This window comes from uncultured Gemella sp., assembly GCF_963519265.1.
In the GTDB taxonomy this organism is placed as follows: domain Bacteria; phylum Bacillota; class Bacilli; order Staphylococcales; family Gemellaceae; genus Gemella.
Genome location: NZ_CAUQNQ010000030.1, coordinates 1 through 17,870, shown reverse-complemented (window position 1 = coordinate 17,870; position 17,870 = coordinate 1). Strand labels below are relative to the sequence as shown.

The following is a 17,870-nucleotide window of genomic DNA, read 5'->3' as shown; positions in this document are numbered from 1 at the left end:
GACCAGAACCATCAGTAAGTTGATTAATACCACCACCTAGTTTTTGCCCCCCTTCGCTAAGACGACCAAGGCCATTGTTCAGTTGGTTTGTAGCGTCTGCAGCTTTTTGAAGTGAAGAACCTAGTTCAGAAAATTTACTGTATAGAGTTGCTGTATAAGTTTTTACAACTTGATCTTTAACTGTATTTGTTAAATTACTCGCTACAGTTTCCATGATTTTTTCACCATTTTTACTCTTTGTAAAGTTAGTTGTAAAATCAATGTTCATTTTCTCTGGATTTTCGTTTGATAATGAGCTAGCATTTTTAGAGAAGTTTTCAGGAATAGTAACTACCATGTAGTAATCTCCTTCTCGTAATTCTTTATCGGCTGTATCTTTATCGACGAATTGCCAATTTACTTTTTTGTTATCTTTTAGTTTTTCGACCATTGAATTTCCAACTTCTAGAGTTTTTCCATCAAGGTCGACTTTTTTGTCTAAGTTAACAACACCGACTTTCATATTTCCGGTGTTATTATATGGATTCCAGACTGCTTTTAAGAAAGTCCCTGCATATAAAATTGGTACCAGAAGAACGATAGCCATGGTGATAATTAGCCCTTTACTTTTCAAAAGACTATTAAATTCTTTTTTTATCATAATTCCTCCTAAGAAATTCTATAGCTAAAATTTCAATATTTAGTTTAATATGGCTGATCCAAGAGTCCTAAAATTTAACAAAGTTCATATGAGAACTCTTAGACGCAGTGGTTTATTGATATCTAAATTCGCTTTATAAAAGCTTTTTAGATATCTAATAAACTGTGCAGGGGTGACTCTAAAAAAATCGATTTCTCTGAAATCACGATTTTTGAGTCACTCCCACTTTAGTTATTCTACAATTAATTTTAATAAAAGTCAAAATATTTTTTAGTAATAGTAAAATTTTAATATTTAAACATAAGGTGTACTGTTTATATAAGAGACAGCGGCTATAACTCTTAAGAGTGATTTCTAATCTAAAAATCACTGGTATTATGAGTTTTATAAGGATATGATTTTTATAAAGTAAACTTATAAATTGATATATATTAATTAAAATAGTTTTGTTAATTTATATTGTTTAAAGTCCTAATTAATGAAAAAAATAGTTCACTATTAATTAAAGTTATCTTGAAGGGAAGGTAGTATTTGATATTATAAAAACATAGAAGGTAGTTACCTGTTAAAAACGGATAACTACCTTTGTTTTAGTGTTAAGTTATACTAATGCGTGTGATATTTTATGTTCTAGTAGATTGTTAAAACAACTTTGAGCGTCTTTTAAATCTTTCGAATTTGGGTGTTTTTTTGATTCTTTAACCATGTCGGCAAGATCTGGTGTAACTTTGTGAATAAAGTTAGGATCACGCCAAGTAAGGATTTTGAAAACTATCATAACCTTTGGGTCAACCTTGCCTTGACAGACGAAAGTTTCATGGATTCTATTGTTTCTCTCTTCCATAAAGGCAATATAATTATTAATAGAATCATCAGCGTGGTAATGCTCGCGTGGGACACCGCATGTTAAAAATAATGCGACATCTTTACCATATATTTCTTGTTGATTGATAAAACGTTGCATATTTTTGTTGGCGTTAGTTTTATCTGTCCAAGCCCCTAGAATATAGAAATCATATTCTTTTTCTAGTTTTTTTCGCTGTTTTTTTATGTCGAGTAAATCTACTTCTCCTAAAGCTTTTATCTGTTCGTAGATTGCTTCTGCTACTTTTTTAGTGTTTTTTGTTTTGCTAGAGTAAGCAAGTAAAATTTTCATAATAAGCCTCCTACCTAGGATGTTGGAATAATATTTTTAAAAATTAATCCCGTATTAATTAAATTGATATAATTATTATAACAAAAAAATATTCTATTTTAAACTAATAACTGAAAATAATAATCAATTATAAAATTCGAGGAGAATAAAAATTAAAAAAATTGAAAAATTAACCTATTAGAATCTGATTTTAACTAAAAAATAGGAAATAATTCATGGTTTATGATAAAATACTAATTGATAATAAAGAAAACCAAGTAGTATAGTGATAGGAGAAGAGGATGAAAAGATTGTTTGCGATAACGAGTTACGCATCGTTTATTGTATACCATATAGAAGCGATGGATAAAATAAAAATTCCAAAAACCATGATAAGAGAATATATCAATCTTCAAAAAACAGTAGGAAGTTTCCCGGAAGATCTGAATTATGTCAGTAGTTTTTATGATGTGAAGACAGGTAGTAGTGGAACGCTGTTTGAAAATACTGAAAAAGGGAACTATATTTTATCTTATACGGGAACGAATTTTTATCTCGATAGGCAGAAAGATATGTATGCTGATGTAGTAGGTATTTGTCTCGGACAAGCGGAGCATATGACACCATGTTATAGATTTTATACACGCATGAAGAAAAAGTATGGTGATAATATTATTCTGACGGGTCATTCATTAGGTGGAAGTATTGCGCAACGTGTTGCGATAGAATATGATGTTCAAGAAAGTATAGTTTTTAATGCTGCACCTATTTATTTAATAGGCGGTATAGATATTTTTATGGATAAGGAAAAAGATGGTGAACTGTATGCTATGCGCATGAAAAAATATCTTAGAAATGTAAAGAAAACGGCTATTAAAAAAGCAACTTTCACAGGTGATGTAAAGAGAGTTGTTTCTGAATATGATATATTTACAAGAATTTCTGAGCTACTGTCGATTGGTTACTATGTGGGTGATGAAATTATTGTAAAAGAAGCTGGAATGCATGGTATAAAGAGTTTCTTAGATATATACCAAAAATCTTTTGGTAGTTCTTTTGAGAACAAAGAAAAAGATGGTGATCTTTTATCGTTAGAATATAAGGATTTTAGCCTAGCCGAGGTGGGTATTCTTAGTAATTTTTCAGAAGAGCGCATAGAAGAATTAGAGAATCAACTGAATACACTATTAGTAAGTGATACTGTGATCGATACCTTGAATAAAAATCCTAATAATGTTAATTTTAAGTTTTTTATCAAAGCTATATTAGACAATATTGCGAAGAAAAAAGAAGAACTATAATAGCTTCCTTGTCTGACGTTTTTGTCAGATGAGGAGTCTTTTTATTGTAAGATTACTGGAATTGTTTAACATGGGTTGCAGCTTGTTATAAAATTTTGTGTTTTTCGCATAACTGATAGAGAGTTAATCGTTTGCTTTGTACATTTGTAAATGATGTGAGATAAAAAAAGTTAAAAATAAATACTTGATATGATAGAGTTACAGAGAAGATAGCTTCTCTGTAACTCTTGCCTTTTTTTGATTTGTCGTAATTTCATTATACAGGATTTACTCTTCTTTTTTTATATTTTGTTTCACATCAATTGTAACACTACACTGATAGAGAGTTAATCGTTTGCTTAAAGTTGTAACTTCATAGAAAAAAATGATATAATATTGATAGCTATATATATACTCACAATGATGAGAATATGCAGGTTAAAAAATAAAAAGTATACTCTAAAAAATGTTTTATAAAAAATATAATTAGGAATATATATTATTTAATACTTAGTACAAATCTAAGGAGGAAGAAAATGGCAGAATATAAAATACTAGTAGTCGATGATGAAGAACCGATTGCTAATATACTAGAGTTTAATTTAAAAAAAGAAGGTTACGATGTAATCGTCGCTAATGATGGAGAAAAAGCGGTAGAACTTGCTTTTAATGATAATCCAGACTTAATTTTGTTAGATTTAATGCTACCTAAAAAAGATGGAATGGAAGTGTGTAGAGAAGTACGTGCTAAAAAGAATATTCCTATCATTATGTTAACGGCGAAAAATAGTGAGATAGATAAAGTTCTTGGACTTGAGTTTGGAGCGGATGACTATGTAACGAAACCTTTCTCAACACGTGAACTTATGGCAAGGGTTAAGGTAAACTTACGTCGTGTTACTAAGCAACAAGAAGAAGTTGTTGAAGAAAAAATCGGTGGAGATCTTGTGATTAAGGATATTGTTATTTATCCAGAGGCTTACGTTATCAAGAAAAATGGTGAGGAAATTGATTTAACGCGTAGAGAATTTGATTTATTCTACTATTTAGCACAACACCGTGGACAAGTTTTAACACGCGAGAATTTACTGCAGACAGTATGGGGTTACGACTACTTCGGTGATGTGAGAACGGTAGATGTAACTGTAAGAAGACTACGTGAAAAAGTAGAGAATGATTCATCACAGCCTGAATATATAATGACACGCCGTGGTGTTGGGTACTTTATAGGTGAAGAGTAATGAGCTTTTTCGAGAAGAGATTTAAGAAAAGATTCTTTTCATCAATCCGAACTAAGTTCGTAATAGTTTATGTATTAGTTAATATAATTTCATTGCAGCTTATCGGATTGTTCTTTACAACACAATTAAGAAATAGTAATATAAATACATTTGAACAAAATATTATTGAACAAGAAAAAATCTTAAACTACCATGTGCGAGAAGAACTTGATAAGATTAATGGCAGCAATAATAATGATAATTCAAAGGTTTTAGGTGATAACCTTGTTCCGGATGATTCTACAAAAAGTAGTAGAGATTCGAAGAGTGGTATAGCTAAGCTTGTTAGTGAATTTAATATTCAAAAGTTATTATTAGTAAATGTTATAGATAATGATTCAAAAATCTTAGCGACTTCATCAAAAAATGGAAATGATGAATATCTTGCTAAAAGATCATTTGATCCTCTTGTAAGTCAGGTTATAAAAACAGGTGAGAGTATTAAGCAGATTCAAAATAATGCTGATAGTAATAAGCGTGTTTGGATTTATGTAAGTCCTGTTAAAAAGGATAATGAGGTTGTCGGTGTAATCTCTCTTATGGCAGATATCGAAAGTGTTTATCAAGAGGTAAATGGTATTTCTAAAATTTTCATTGTAGGAACTATCCTATCTATATTGATTACTACGGTTATTGGATTTGTCGCTTCAAAAACGGTAACGAGTTCTATAGAGAAGATGAGTTCGCAGGTTAAGAAGATGGCTTTAGGAAACTATGGGACGGTAGTTGGAATAGATGCAGATGATGAGATTGGAGATTTGGCAAAAGTGTTTAACCAAATTTCTAAAAGAATTGAAGAAGAGCAGGCTGTGACTGAAACGGAACGTAGGAAGCTTGCGACGATTATCGAAAGTATGATGGATGGGATTATTACAACAGATAATAATGGTAGAATAATCCTTATAAATACAAGTGCTGAGGATATGCTAGGCGGTCGTAATGATGAAATTTTCATCGGAAAAGATGTGCTGAAAATTCTTAATATTACTGAATACGAGAGTATAGAAGAAATATTGGAAGCGGAAGATAGTCTTCTGGTGAATGCTTCAAAAAGTGATGATGAATTGCTTTTACGAGCTGAAATTTCTAAGATAGAAAAAGAAGATAAGGAAGATTTAACTCAGATGTCAACGGAGTTAGAAGGATACATTATTGTGCTTTATGACGTAACTGATCAAGAGCGTCAAGAAAAAGAGCGTCGTGAATTTGTATCGACTGTATCACACGAACTTCGTACACCTCTAACGACGATGAACAGTTATATCGAAGCATTAGAAGAAGGGGTACTTGAAGATAAGGAGTTGGCACCGCAGTTTATTGATACTATTCACAAAGAGACTACTCGTATGATTAGAATGGTAAATGAATTAATGCAACTTGGTAAGATGGATATTAAAGAGGAGCATTATGAAAAAGAGTTTATAGATATAAACAAAATGCTTGAACAGATTACGGATAGATTCGCTTTAACACATCCTGAGAAAAACTTTATAAAACATATTCCTAAGAGTCCGATATTCGTAGAAGGAGATCAGGATAAACTTACACAGGTGTTCGATAATATTGTAAATAATGCGATTAAATATTCTCCAGATGGTAAAAATATCACGGTGAGAGTTAGACAAAATTATCACCATAATAGGGTAAGTATATCAATTAAAGATGAAGGTGTAGGTATTCCATTAGTTCATATTGACAAAATCTTTAATAGATTCTATAGAGTTGATAAGAGTAGGCAAAGAAGTATGGGAGGAACAGGTTTAGGATTAGCGTTAGCTAAGACTATTGTAGATGCCCATAAAGGTCGTATTTGGGCACAAAGTAGAGAAGGGTACGGAAGTATAATATTTGTAACGCTCCCTTGTGAACAAATTGATGATGAATGGTTATAGAGGTAAATAATATGAAAAGAAAAAGGAAAGAAACTGTTAAATCAGTTGTATTAGGAATGCTAGTTTTAATGAGTTTAACCCTATCCTATCTTATTATTACTTATCAACCAGATTATGAGATTTTTACGAAAAGATCTACTCAGAAGACAGTTGAATCAGATAAAAATAATCTTTTAAATTTTTTGATTCCTGATAGTGTTGTAAAAAATTATGAGGGATCAAGAGAAGAGCCGATAGTTCAGAATTCTATAACGAAGGTGGCAACCGTCGATGCTATAAAGAATAAAAGGGTATTGAAAGATTTGTTGTCGATAATCTCAGATAGTGAGAGTACAGAGTCTAGGGTTAGAAACCGAAATATAGAGGATATTACAACGAATAATGTTGAAAAAATCATGATAAATTATCAGGTAACTTTAGATTCTGCATTGGTAAAACCACTATTCTTTTCAGAGGAAAATTCTAATATAAGTTTAGAATTTGATACGATAGTTTTACTAAAAGATAGACCTAATATGATTTATCTATATAAGAAAGATGATAAAAACTATCTACAGATTACTTTGAAGGAAGAAATATATGGAAAAGTAAATAATAAGTTTAATGAGAAAAAGCAAACTTATGCCAAATACAGTTTAAATAATAAGTTTATCTATTTGAAAGAATCTGACGAGGATAATACTATAGATGAATATAGTACAGAAGATGTTAACTTAAACAAACTGGCTAAGGATATTTTTGAGAAAAAAGATAATCTTAGAATTAGTAATGAAGACGAAGTGACTGATGGTTATGGAATATTAAGATCTATAAATAATAGATTATTGTATACAAATCCATCTAACGAAGGTGGAAAAGAAGTTGGAGCTACCGTTGCTATAAATAATACGATGAGCTTTTTAGAGTTGGGGTATGTAGGTGATACAGATTATCAACTTACTACTGCTCTAGAAGGAATTACTATTTTCCAAGAAGCTTATAAGGATTCGATAGCTTTTAGCAAAGATGGGCATGCGGATATTATTTCAGAGGATAACAGTAGTGGTATATATAGGCTAACATCACCGAAAAAACTGACAAAAACTTATCTTTCATCAAGAGAAGCGGAACTGTATTCTGTTGAGAAGACTGAATATGTAATTAACTATCTTTATGACAGAGTAAATCTTAAAGAAATAAGTGATATAGTTTTGGGGTATGATAAGATTTATAACAAAGATAGAAATAGTTTTAGTTATGTACCAGCATGGTATGTGAAATATAATGATAGATATGTAAGTTTCAAAAAATTAAAAGAAATGATAAACAAGGGAGAGAGACTATGAACTGGGGTAAGATGAAGACATTATTTATTTACCTATTCGTTGCGTTAAATGCTGTCTTGTTAACATTTTATGTGTATACTGTTCAGAAAAATAAAACTGAAATAGTTCAAGAAAAAGAAATAATAGAGCGTGCTATGAAAAATGATAACATAACTGTAGAAGAAAATACTACAAAACGTGATAATCTTGGCTATGTAAATGTAACGATTTCTGATTTGAAAGATGTTAGAAAAGAAGAAGGCAGTTTAAAGTACGAAGTTGAAAATATAGATAAGACATCTACTTTAAAAGTTAGTTCGGAAAATTCTATTACGAATGTAAATAAAAGTAGTTACAGAGGTGAGTTAGATTCATTTCTATTGGAAAAGATGAAGCTGAGTGCAAATTATATTTTTTCTAGTTATAATTCTTCGAAAAATGAAGTTATTTATGAACAACAAATAGATAGCTTTAGAGTATTTTCGAATAGAAATGCACGAATAGTTTTTAGTGTCGAAAAAAATGGAGACATAAAAAACTTTACATTAACAGGTGTTTCGAATATAAGAAAAGATAAGAATGAGACATTGGTCTCATCTAACCAAGCGATAAATAGGTTGTATCATGAGGATTTAATTCCTAAAAACTGCCGTGTTCGTACTACTTTAGGCTATTATACTTATATTTCGCAAACGGAAAATCAAGTATTGATACCGACGTGGAATGTAGAAATAAGTGATAAAGATGGACGAGTTAGTAATTACTATGTAGATGCTATAAACCTAAATGTATTGAATAGAAAAGGTTATAGCTCATAGATAGGTGTTTAAAATAAAGAAAAAACTATTCACTGCGATAAAAGCAATGAATAGTTTTTTTAATATTAGTCTGCTAAGTAAGCACGTAGCATCCAAACATTTTTTTCTAATTGAGTTTTTAATCCTAATGCTAAGTCAGAAGTACCTTGATCTCCTTCTTCTTCAGCTACACTCATAAGGTGAGTTAAATCATTGATTAATAATTCGAAGTCGTGGAATACAGCTGCAACCATCTCTTTAGTTGTTTCTTTTTCAGTTGCTTCTTGGATTGTTGCGATTTCTAAAGCACCTTTAAGTGTAGAAACTGGACGACCTCCGATTGCTAATAATCTTTCAGCTGCTTCGTCTAAAGATTCTGTTGTGTAGTCATAGTAGTTTTCAAATACTTCGTGTAGTGTGTAGAAGCTACGTCCTTTTACATACCAGTGGAAGCTGTGTAATTTTGTGTATAATACTGTTAAGTTAGCAACAAGTTTGTTTAATTCTGTTTTACGTGTCATTTTTAATTTTTCTCCTTTATTTTTAATTTATGATTAAATTATAGCACTATGAATTTCTCATGTAAAGTTAATAAGCTCATAAAAGTTATTGAGAATTATTCTCTAAAAAGAATGTTGATTTATCAATGTTTCCTGAGGTGAAAAATTATAAATGATAATCATTATTTATGATGAAGGCTGGGGATTTTGGTTGAATAAGTTGAAATAAACATTCTATGTTGATAAAATTATTTATGAAAGGAGTAGAATCGATGGCAAGATTGTGCATATTTTTAATAAATTTATATAGGAGATACATATCTCGTTACACAAAACCAACGTGTAGATTTTCTCCTACATGCTCAAGTTATGCTTTAGAGAGTTATAAGAGATTTGGTTTTTTCTTAGGGACGTATTTAACGGTGAAGAGGCTGTTAAAGTGTCATCCTTTTTATAAAGGTGAGTACTTTGATAACGTACCTTTGTTTAAGAGAGATATTTTTAAATTTATAAGAAAAAAATAAAGAGGCAACGGGAGAAAGTTGCCTCTTTATAGGGCGAAATTGTGTTTTTTTTGATAAAATAATAATCATGTTTTACCAAAAAAAAGGGAGTCGATTTAGCAAAAATAATTTTTTATAAAATTTATCTGTTTAAAGTGTTTGTGAAGTAAATCCTCATAATTATCCACAAATTCTAAAATATATACTGCAAGAGTGAGGTAAACCCTTATAATTATCCACAGATGCAAGGGTTTATACTATTTATCGATGCTATTTCCTGCATCTAGCCATGCGGCAATTCCGCCCGGGAATCTATAGACATTTTTGTATCCTGCTTCTTTTGCTAATACTGCACCGACGTGGCTTCTTTCACAGGCTACAAAACCGCAGTAGATAACTATTTTTTTATCTTTATTGTCTCCTAATGTTTTTAAGAATGCTTCTTTTTCTTCTGGTTTCAAATCTTTCATTTCTTTAGGTAGACCAGCGTTAACAGCACCTTTTATTTTTGTTTTTTCAAAACGATCTGCAGGAATTGTGTTAATTAAAAGCATGTCTTCTTTGTTATCGATAGATTTTTTTAATTCGTCTGCACTGATTAGGTTGTAGTCCCCTGTTTTTGTTGCTTTAACTAATTTTATCGATGCTTTCTCTACTTCGTTTTCTTTTCCATCTTTTGCAGAACGGTTAAGGCCATCTCCACTACTGCATCCTACTAAAGACACAGAAAGTAATATACTCGATAAAGCTAGTGTAATTTTATTTTTTTTCATAAAAGTTAGTCCTCCTTTAATTTTCACTTTTATTATAACATAAAACAGCGAGTTTTTAAACTAAATATAAAATAAAATTTAGTTAATTTAAAATTATAGATTGTCGTAATATTACTTTTATATCTATATGTAAATATAAATTTATACTTTAGAATATAGTATAAATAGTAAAATAATATATAGTTTATTAAAATGATATTCATAGGTAGAATCGCAATAAGTTTATATATTTTGTGCAATTTAAAAACTCTGCTACTGGAAAGAAGGTAACAGAGTTTTATTTTAATTTTGGAAAAAATTTATTCAGTTTTATTTTCTACTTATTATCTTTTTTATAAGATGGAGGATTTTAATTTTTGTATTAGTATTTTTGTTAGCTAACATTTTTTTAACGAAGTCTAGCATTTCAGGCTTTTCACCATCTTTTTTATTAGCTAACATTTTTTTAACGAAGTCTGGCATTTCAGGCTTTTCACCATCTTTTTTATTAGCTAGCATTTTTTTAACGAAGTCTGGCATTTCAGGTTTTTCACCATCTTTTTTATTGGCTAACATTGCTTTAACGAAATCTGGCATTTCTCCTTTTGGTTTATCCATTTCATTAAATGTTGTCTTCTCTGGATTATGTGAGATAAAAGGATTGTTTTTATTAGCTTCAATCGTTGACACAAGAGCCTCAATTAGTCGAGAATCGTAGTTTGGCATAGGTGGTCTATGATAAGTCACTCCAAACTCCTCGCAAAGTTCTCGACATTCAACATCGTTATCGAAAAGAACTTCGATATGCTCGCTTATAAAGCTAAGTGGAACAAATATATAATGCTTAGGATGTTCTTCTTGCTCTCTTAAGTACTCGAGAACATCAGGTTTAATCCATGGCATCCCAATGTCACTTTCACTTTGCCAAGTATTCGTATAGTTTTCTTTTTCAAGACCTATTTTTTCAGCTATAAGTTTTGTCATATCAAAAATCTGATCTACATATGGATCATTATATTTTAATGCTATTTCAGGTACGCTGTGCGCAGAGAAAACTACTTTGTAGCTGTCTTCTTTTATTTCTTCAGTAATAATTTTTTTGATCTCATCTGCCCAGAATTCAATTAATTTCTCTTCTTTGTACCAAGATTTAATTATATTGAATTTAATTTTATTACTCTTAATAAATCTTTCGTAACCCATAATAGAGTAGAATGAATAATGTGGTTCAAGAATTAAACAAATACATTCTTCGATACCATCATCTTCCATTTTTGAAATTATGTCAGGGATATAAGGTGAAGAAAATTTATTGGCAAAGTATACTTTATATTCATCTTTTACGGATGCTCTTAAAAGTTCAACTTCTTTAAGTGTTATATCTTGAAGGGGAGAACCATCAATGCGAAGATAATTTTTTAAAAGTAGATTGATTTCTTCGTCGTTAGGACGGACTCCTCTTCTAATATTTGTGAAAAATTTTGCTATACCTTCGAATGTATATTCTTCAGGTGTTCCATATGTCATTACTAAAATAGCTTTACTCATTTTATAACCTCTCTAAATAGTCTAGTCATGTATAATTATAACATTTTTTGTACTAAAACACACGTATTAATAAATTGTTACAGATAACCATTATTGATTAGGAATAAAAGGTGTATAAAGGCGATTTAATATGTTTATTTTACTGATAGGCAATTATGGCAAAATAAGGTAATTGAGGTTGTTTTGAGTTTGATAAAATTTAATTTAAAAAAACTATTGAAAAAATAGTTAAAAAGTTATAATATAAAAGTTAACTAAAAAGTTTGCTAATAAGGGAGTTTAAAAATCTCCGATTAGTTGAAGAAAAAGGAGGAAATGTTTAAATGAGAAAGAAAATATTCGGAGCGATAACTTTCATTGCGGCGATTGGTGGAGTTATTTATATGAAAAATAATCCTAAATATAAGGAGATTGTTAGAGTCGTGAAGACTGCTGATGCACGTGGTTTTTATGAAAAAATAATTTTAGAAAAAGATAAACTTGCCTTCACGGCAAAAGCGAAAATTAAAGATTATAAAATCGATTATGAAAGTATTAGAAATGTTGGAGAGAAAATCTACGCTCGTCTAATAGTTAATAATGATGAAAAATTAATTATTGATACTGTGCTTAACGAAAAAGATACAAATGTAGAAGAAGTATCGCATTCAGAAAAACTGGATGAATTGTTAAACAAATAGCGGTCAAGAGGGGAGAAAATGATTTTTTTAAATTTTCGCTCCCTTAACCTGTATTTTCTTGAATAATTATGATAAGTATTTCCTAGGAAATTAATAAAAAAGGAATCCTCCATTACAGTAAGGTGATGTAATGGAGGATTTTTCATGGTTAAATTAATTAGTATCCAATATTATTATGCGAAACGGCTACGAATACTAGTTGGTATTGATTTATAAACACTCTTAGTAACGAAGAATAAGAATGTTACTAAGGCACCTTTAAGTAGGTTGAATGGCACGATACCAACAGCTACGATTGTTTTTACATTAGTCACGATGTCTGCTAGATTCATAATATATCCATATGCTGGAAGTAATACGAAGTAGTTAAGAAGTGACATGAATACTGTTATTGCTAGTGTTCCTAAGATTCCACCAATAATAGTCTTAGCAGTACCTTTTTTATAGAAAAGAACGATGATACTGATAAAAGTGAATTCTACTACGATATTAGCGATCGATCCGATTGGTTCATGTGATAACAAAGCGAAGTGTAGAAAGTTTTTTAAGAATGATACTAAAAGAGCATCTTTATATCCTAATAATAACAACGCCATGAATAATGGGATGAATGTAAAATCAAATTTTAGAAATGGTGGCAAGAATGGCACAGCAAAACTAAAAAAAGATAGAAGTAGAGCAATAACTGCAAGCATACCACTCAAAACTAGTGAGTGAACATTTTTTTTATACATTTAAAACCTCTTTCCTATCTTCATAGGCAATAAAATAGCCGCAATATTATTCTTAAAAAGGTGTATTCTAAATCGCGTTAGATATAAAAAACACCACTTTAAAAATTTTAAAGCGGGACTGAAAGGTATGAAAAATAAGCGTTACACTTAAGCGAAGTACAGCAAATATACATACGTAATGTACTGTATGTGTAAGTTTATTTATTCTATATCTTCTATCATCCAGACTGTACTGTCGGTTTTGGAATTTCACCAAATCAGCTTGCGCTCGCGGACTTTAACCGCCGGTCGGGAATTTCACCCTGCCCCGAAGATAATTTAATTATTTATTATAGGTTTATTATAAACTGAAGTTTTTAGTTTGTAAAGAGAAAAGGCTTAACTTTTTTAAATAGATAGAAGCAGCTCAGAAAAAATTTTCCGAGCTGCTTAAATACTTTATTTTTAGAAATTATTCTACTGTTACTGATTTAGCTAAGTTACGTGGTTTATCGACATCTAGTCCTTTAGTGTAGGCTGCATAGTATGCGAATAGTTGTGTAACTACGATACTTGAGATTGGAGCAAGATCTTCGTTTACGTTAGGGATTGCGTAGTCACCTTTACGAGCTAATTTTTCTAATGTAATGATTAGAGTATTAGCACCACGGCTAGCTACTTCACTTACGTTACTACGTGTATTTAAGTCTAGTTTAGCGCTTGTGATAAGAGCTACAACAGGTGTTCTTTCTTCGATAAGGGCGATTGTACCGTGTTTTAATTCTCCTCCGGCAAATCCTTCTGTTTGAATGTAAGAAACTTCTTTAAGTTTTAGAGCTGCTTCACATGCACTATAGTAGTCGATTCCACGTCCGATATAGAATGCATTGCGTTCTGTGAATAAGTTTTTAGCTAAGTCTTTGATAGTTTTTGTATCATCTAAGATTGATTCGATTGCAGAAGTAATTACTGATAATTCTTGCTCGATATCAAATTTAGGCTGTTTAGAAAATTGTTTAGCTACTTCATAAGCAAGTATGCTTAGTGTTGCGATTTGAGCAGTATATGCCTTAGTAGATGCAACGGCGATTTCAACACCTGCGTGAAGTAATAACGTATAGTCACATTCACGAGATAGAGTTGAAGCATCAACGTTAGTAAGTACTAAGAACTTATAATCTGCGTTTACACCACGTAATTTTGTAAGTACAGCACGTAGGTCAGCTGTTTCTCCTGATTGAGAAAGGAATATGAACATTGGTTTTTTAGATAATAATGGTACGTTGTATGCAAATTCTGATGCTAGGTGTACTTCTGTTGGGATACCAGCCCATTTTTCGAAGTAGTTTCTTCCTACTAAACCAGCGTTATAACTTGTACCACATCCGATAATGTATAATCTATCTGCGTCTTTTACATTGTTAATAATTTCGCTGTTAATATTAATATCATGTCCATCGAAGTAGTGAGAGATGATGTTACGCATAGCTCCTACTTGCTCATGAATTTCTTTAATCATATAATGTTCATGGATACCTTTATCGATTTCTCCAGCGTTTAAGTTAGTTGAGAAACTTTCACGCTCTACAATATTACCTTCTTTATCTTCGATAGTTACGTTATCTTTTTTCACGATAACAAATTCACCATCGTTGATTTCTAAGAAGTTGTTAGTGTATTTAATCATTGCTAAAGCATCACTACCAACATAATTTTTATTTTCTTCTCCTAGTCCGATAAGAAGTGGACTTTTATTTTTTGCTACATATAATGTGTCTTTATCTTCTGTATCGATTAAACAAAGTGCATAAGAACCTTGAAGTTTTGATACAGCTTTTTTGAAAGCTTCTTTAGTGTCAAGACCGCGGTCACTATAAACCTGTACTAATTGAACGATAACCTCAGTATCAGTTTCAGAAACAAGTTCTACACCTTTGAAAAATCTTTCTTTAAGTTCTTGGAAGTTTTCGATAACTCCATTGTGAACTAAAATAAAACGTTTGTTGAAGCTTTGGTGAGGGTGAGAGTTAGTTGTGTTAACTCCACCGTGAGTAGCCCAACGTGTATGACCAATACCTAATTCTAGGTGAAGTCCTTCAGGTATTAGGGCTTCTAGGTTTTTAATACGACCTACAGACTTAGTGACATTCGCTTCTCCGTTAACGACACCAGCGATACCAGCTGAGTCGTATCCACGATACTCAAGGCTGCTAAGTCCATCAATTAAAAACTTAACTCCATTTGCTTCTCCAACAAATCCTACAATTCCACACATATTAAAAATTCCTCGCTTTTTTTTTTAATTATTTTTATAGAAAGTACTATAAAGTTTTATACCTATGCTCAAATATATTATACTTCATTGAGTTTAATATACTCCTTCGAGTTTATGTAAACCTTAAAAGAAGACATAATGAGCCTATAGAGAGGTGATAATGATTTTGAAGGGTATTATGCTATTACTGAGTTCCTAGGAAAGAACTGTTGCATACGCTGTAGCTATGAGTTAATCGTTAGGTTTCTTGAGTCAAAAAGATGATAAGAAACCTTATCGAGTAACTTAGACAACAGCTACTCAAAATATAAGGAATAAAATGACGAAATATTTTACTAGTAGCCACTGTAACTATTTCTTCGTCACTTTGTTCCTAGAAATATTAAGATTTACCCCAGCAGTGGCAACTAAAGTTTTTAGCGTCATTCTTCCTTAAAAACTAAGTTGGGAGCGACTCAAAAATCGCGATTTAGAAGAAATTGATTTTGTCGAGTCGCCCCCGCACAGTTTATTAGGTTTCAAAAGAGCTTTTTTAAAGCGAACTTTGAAATCAATAAACCACTGCGTCTAGGTATAACTTAACAGATTTTGTGAAGTATTTTGCTAGTAGCCACTGTAAGTATCTTGTCGTCACTACGTTCCTAAAGATACAAAGGTACACCCCAGCAGTGGCAACTAGAGTTTTTAGCGTCATTCTTCCTTAAAAACTAAGTTGCTGTTGCATACGCTGCACCTAACTATTTCTTCGTCACTTTGTTCCTAGAAATAGTAAAGTGCACCCCAGCAGTGGCAACTAGAGTTTTTTGTGTCATTCTTCCTTAAAAACTAAGTTGCTGTTGCATACGCTGCACCTAACTATTTCTTCGTCACTTTGTTCCTAGAAATAGTAAAGTGCACCCCATTGTACATTATCTAACGAAACTCTCTGGTTCCGAAAAAGCATCCGCCGAATTTTCGATAACTTTTTTCCTCGTCAACTAAATTCAATTTAACCTTTAGAACTTAGTTCGGGCGCTATAATTATAATTTTAAATTACCTCCTAATATTTTAATCGTACATATTATTATACTAGATGAAAAGAGCGTTGTAAACTGAAAGGATATATTTACATAAACTCAGATATTCAAATAAAGTATTTAAAAATTTAACCTTAATTTTTAAATTGTAGAAATATAAAATTGATTAATAAAAAACCTACTTACTATTCGAGTAAGTAGGCAATATTATTATTCTGATTTTTGAGTATCAGTCGCTACTTCTTTAGCGTTTTTCACTTCATCAGGTAGCTTGATTTCTTTAACGTTATTCACGTTAGAGTATTTGATGTTTTGTTTGATTTTCATTGTAGTTGGAGTTGACGTGTTTTTAGTAGCAAGTTCCATAGAAACTTCGTTAGTTACAGGTGTAAAGTCTTTAGTAACTACAAGTTTGATTGAAACGTTTTTAAATTCTACATTGTTGAAGGCTTCAGCATTAACTTCGTTTCCAGAAGATGCATTAGCAATAGCTACCATAAGCTCTTTAAATTGATCTCCACTTCCAGTATATGTTAGAACGTAGTTTCCATTTTCTTCTGTCTTTTTAAAATCTTTAGAGATTTTTTTATAAAAATCTAAGATTTGCTCAGAGTTGGCAATTTTTTTAAGGTTTTCGAATTGAGCGGTGATATTGTTGTTTGCACTTTTCACCCACTCATCTTGTCCTGTTGATTTTGCGTAAGCAGTACCGTCTTTAATGTAAAGATCTAGTGTTTGGCTTTGACCTTGAGCTTTTACTTCTGTAGTAGCTTTCATTGCGAATGGATCGATAATAAGAGATCCTGATACAGTATTTTCAACTGTTTGAGTTTGTTCACCAACTAAGATTTCAGAACTGTTAGTTGCTACAAAGTCAGTACTTTTTAGATTTTTAGATATTTCTATTGATTTACTTATAATTTGCTCATTAGATGCGCCTGTACTACAAGCAGCAAGAGTTATCGAAAGAATAACTGTTGCAATAATCATTAAGTATTTTTTTAGTGATTTTGTCATTTGTCTCTCCTTAACTTTGAGTAAAATAGACGAATACAGTCTACTTTATAGATTTTATTTTATAGAATTATTCTATCATATTATAGTTTATATTACTACATATATAAATTCATTTTTAAAAATACTTTTAACGTTGAGTGCTTGAAGGATAATTTCTAGAGAATAGGTTATAGGGAGTGACTCAAAAATCGTGATTTCGGAGAAACAAGATTTGTTGAGTCATACTCGCACAGTTTATTAGATATCTAAAAGCTTTTATAAAGCGAATTTAGATATCAATAAACCACTGCGTCTATGAGTTCTCATATACACTTTGTTAAATTTTAGGGCTTTTGGGTCAGCCCTCGAATTAATTAGTTCGTTTGTATTTGATTTGTGATTAGAAGTTATTTGTTTTGGGTTAAATTCCAGTTTTCTTTAAATTGTAATTTACTTTAGGAATTAACTACTGGAAATTTTTGAGAAAATTAATAAAAAATCTCTTGACTTATATCAATGATGGATATATAATTATATCAAAGATAGATATATCGATGA

At 31.1% G+C, this 17,870-nt stretch carries 16 protein-coding genes and 1 riboswitch; of the genes, 7 read left to right on the top strand and 9 right to left on the bottom strand.

Translation table 11 applies throughout. From position 1 onward, the window contains the following. The coding region (locus tag RWN11_RS04675) for a YhgE/Pip family protein (RefSeq protein WP_314160623.1) at window positions 1-640 on the bottom strand (640 nt) is incomplete at its 3' end. Window positions 641-1,241: 601 nt separating this feature from the next. After that, window positions 1,242-1,796, bottom strand: a complete 555-nt coding sequence (locus tag RWN11_RS04670; RefSeq protein ID WP_314160622.1) for a flavodoxin family protein — start codon at window positions 1,794-1,796, stop codon at window positions 1,242-1,244. A gap of 281 nt (window positions 1,797-2,077) precedes the next feature. Between RWN11_RS04670 and RWN11_RS04665 the strand changes: the two genes are divergently transcribed. From RWN11_RS04665 to yycI, 5 genes are all read left to right on the top strand, one after another. Next, window positions 2,078-3,076, top strand: a complete 999-nt coding sequence (locus tag RWN11_RS04665; protein ID WP_314160621.1) for a hypothetical protein — start codon at window positions 2,078-2,080, stop codon at window positions 3,074-3,076. Window positions 3,077-3,591: 515 nt separating this feature from the next. Beyond that, entirely contained in the window at window positions 3,592-4,296 is a 705-nt protein-coding gene (gene yycF / locus RWN11_RS04660; RefSeq protein ID WP_314160620.1) for a response regulator YycF, read from the top strand. Continuing rightward, window positions 4,296-6,227, top strand: coding sequence for an ATP-binding protein (locus RWN11_RS04655; RefSeq protein ID WP_314160619.1), 1,932 nt, complete (start codon window positions 4,296-4,298; stop codon window positions 6,225-6,227). The genes yycF and RWN11_RS04655 overlap by 1 nt, the downstream gene beginning before the upstream one ends. 11 nt (window positions 6,228-6,238) lie before the next feature. After that, window positions 6,239-7,552: a two-component system activity regulator YycH gene (yycH, locus tag RWN11_RS04650; RefSeq protein ID WP_314160618.1), complete on the top strand. Its 1,314-nt coding sequence runs from the start codon at window positions 6,239-6,241 to the stop codon at window positions 7,550-7,552. Then, window positions 7,549-8,349 (top strand): two-component system regulatory protein YycI, encoded by an 801-nt coding sequence (gene yycI, locus RWN11_RS04645; protein WP_314160617.1) that lies wholly within the window; start codon window positions 7,549-7,551, stop codon window positions 8,347-8,349. Before yycH ends, yycI begins: the two co-directional genes overlap by 4 nt. Before the next feature lie 65 nt (window positions 8,350-8,414). Here the strand turns inward: yycI and RWN11_RS04640 are convergent, their stop codons facing one another. Then, the gene (locus RWN11_RS04640) at window positions 8,415-8,849 is read right to left on the bottom strand and encodes a DNA starvation/stationary phase protection protein (protein ID WP_314160616.1); all 435 of its coding nucleotides are present in this window, start codon (window positions 8,847-8,849) and stop codon (window positions 8,415-8,417) included. Between the two features lie 251 nt (window positions 8,850-9,100). On the opposite strand from RWN11_RS04640, the gene yidD reads away from it, so the two are divergent. After that, on the top strand, window positions 9,101-9,352 hold the full coding sequence (yidD, locus tag RWN11_RS04635; RefSeq protein ID WP_314160615.1) for a membrane protein insertion efficiency factor YidD: 252 nt from the start codon (window positions 9,101-9,103) through the stop codon (window positions 9,350-9,352). A 236-nt stretch (window positions 9,353-9,588) separates the two neighbouring features. Here yidD and RWN11_RS04630 read toward each other — a convergent pair whose 3' ends face one another. Together RWN11_RS04630 and hemH are read right to left on the bottom strand one after the other, a co-directional pair. Beyond that, window positions 9,589-10,104, bottom strand: a complete 516-nt coding sequence (locus RWN11_RS04630) for a rhodanese-like domain-containing protein (protein ID WP_314160614.1) — start codon at window positions 10,102-10,104, stop codon at window positions 9,589-9,591. A gap of 309 nt (window positions 10,105-10,413) precedes the next feature. Next, entirely contained in the window at window positions 10,414-11,631 is a 1,218-nt protein-coding gene (gene hemH / locus RWN11_RS04625) for a ferrochelatase (RefSeq protein ID WP_314160613.1), read from the bottom strand. Window positions 11,632-11,954: 323 nt separating this feature from the next. Here hemH and RWN11_RS04620 point away from each other — a divergent pair, with 323 nt between their 5' ends. Further along, entirely contained in the window at window positions 11,955-12,311 is a 357-nt protein-coding gene (locus RWN11_RS04620; RefSeq protein ID WP_314160612.1) for a DUF1310 family protein, read from the top strand. 173 nt (window positions 12,312-12,484) lie between these two features. Here RWN11_RS04620 and RWN11_RS04615 read toward each other — a convergent pair whose 3' ends face one another. The 4 genes from RWN11_RS04615 to RWN11_RS04600 form a co-directional block, all read right to left on the bottom strand. Beyond that, the gene (locus RWN11_RS04615) at window positions 12,485-13,045 is read right to left on the bottom strand and encodes an ECF transporter S component (protein WP_314160611.1); all 561 of its coding nucleotides are present in this window, start codon (window positions 13,043-13,045) and stop codon (window positions 12,485-12,487) included. Between the two features lie 206 nt (window positions 13,046-13,251). Next, window positions 13,252-13,364: riboswitch (FMN riboswitch) on the bottom strand. Window positions 13,365-13,496: 132 nt separating this feature from the next. Continuing rightward, complete coding sequence (gene glmS / locus RWN11_RS04610) at window positions 13,497-15,299, bottom strand: glutamine--fructose-6-phosphate transaminase (isomerizing) (protein ID WP_314160610.1); 1,803 nt, start codon at window positions 15,297-15,299, stop codon at window positions 13,497-13,499. A gap of 550 nt (window positions 15,300-15,849) precedes the next feature. Further along, window positions 15,850-15,993 carry a hypothetical protein gene (locus RWN11_RS04605; protein ID WP_314160609.1) on the bottom strand — a complete coding sequence of 48 codons (144 nt, stop codon included), beginning with the start codon at window positions 15,991-15,993 and terminating at the stop codon, window positions 15,850-15,852. 533 nt (window positions 15,994-16,526) lie between these two features. Further along, window positions 16,527-17,333 (bottom strand): DUF6612 family protein, encoded by an 807-nt coding sequence (locus RWN11_RS04600; protein WP_314160608.1) that lies wholly within the window; start codon window positions 17,331-17,333, stop codon window positions 16,527-16,529. Window positions 17,334-17,870 lie beyond the last annotated feature (537 nt).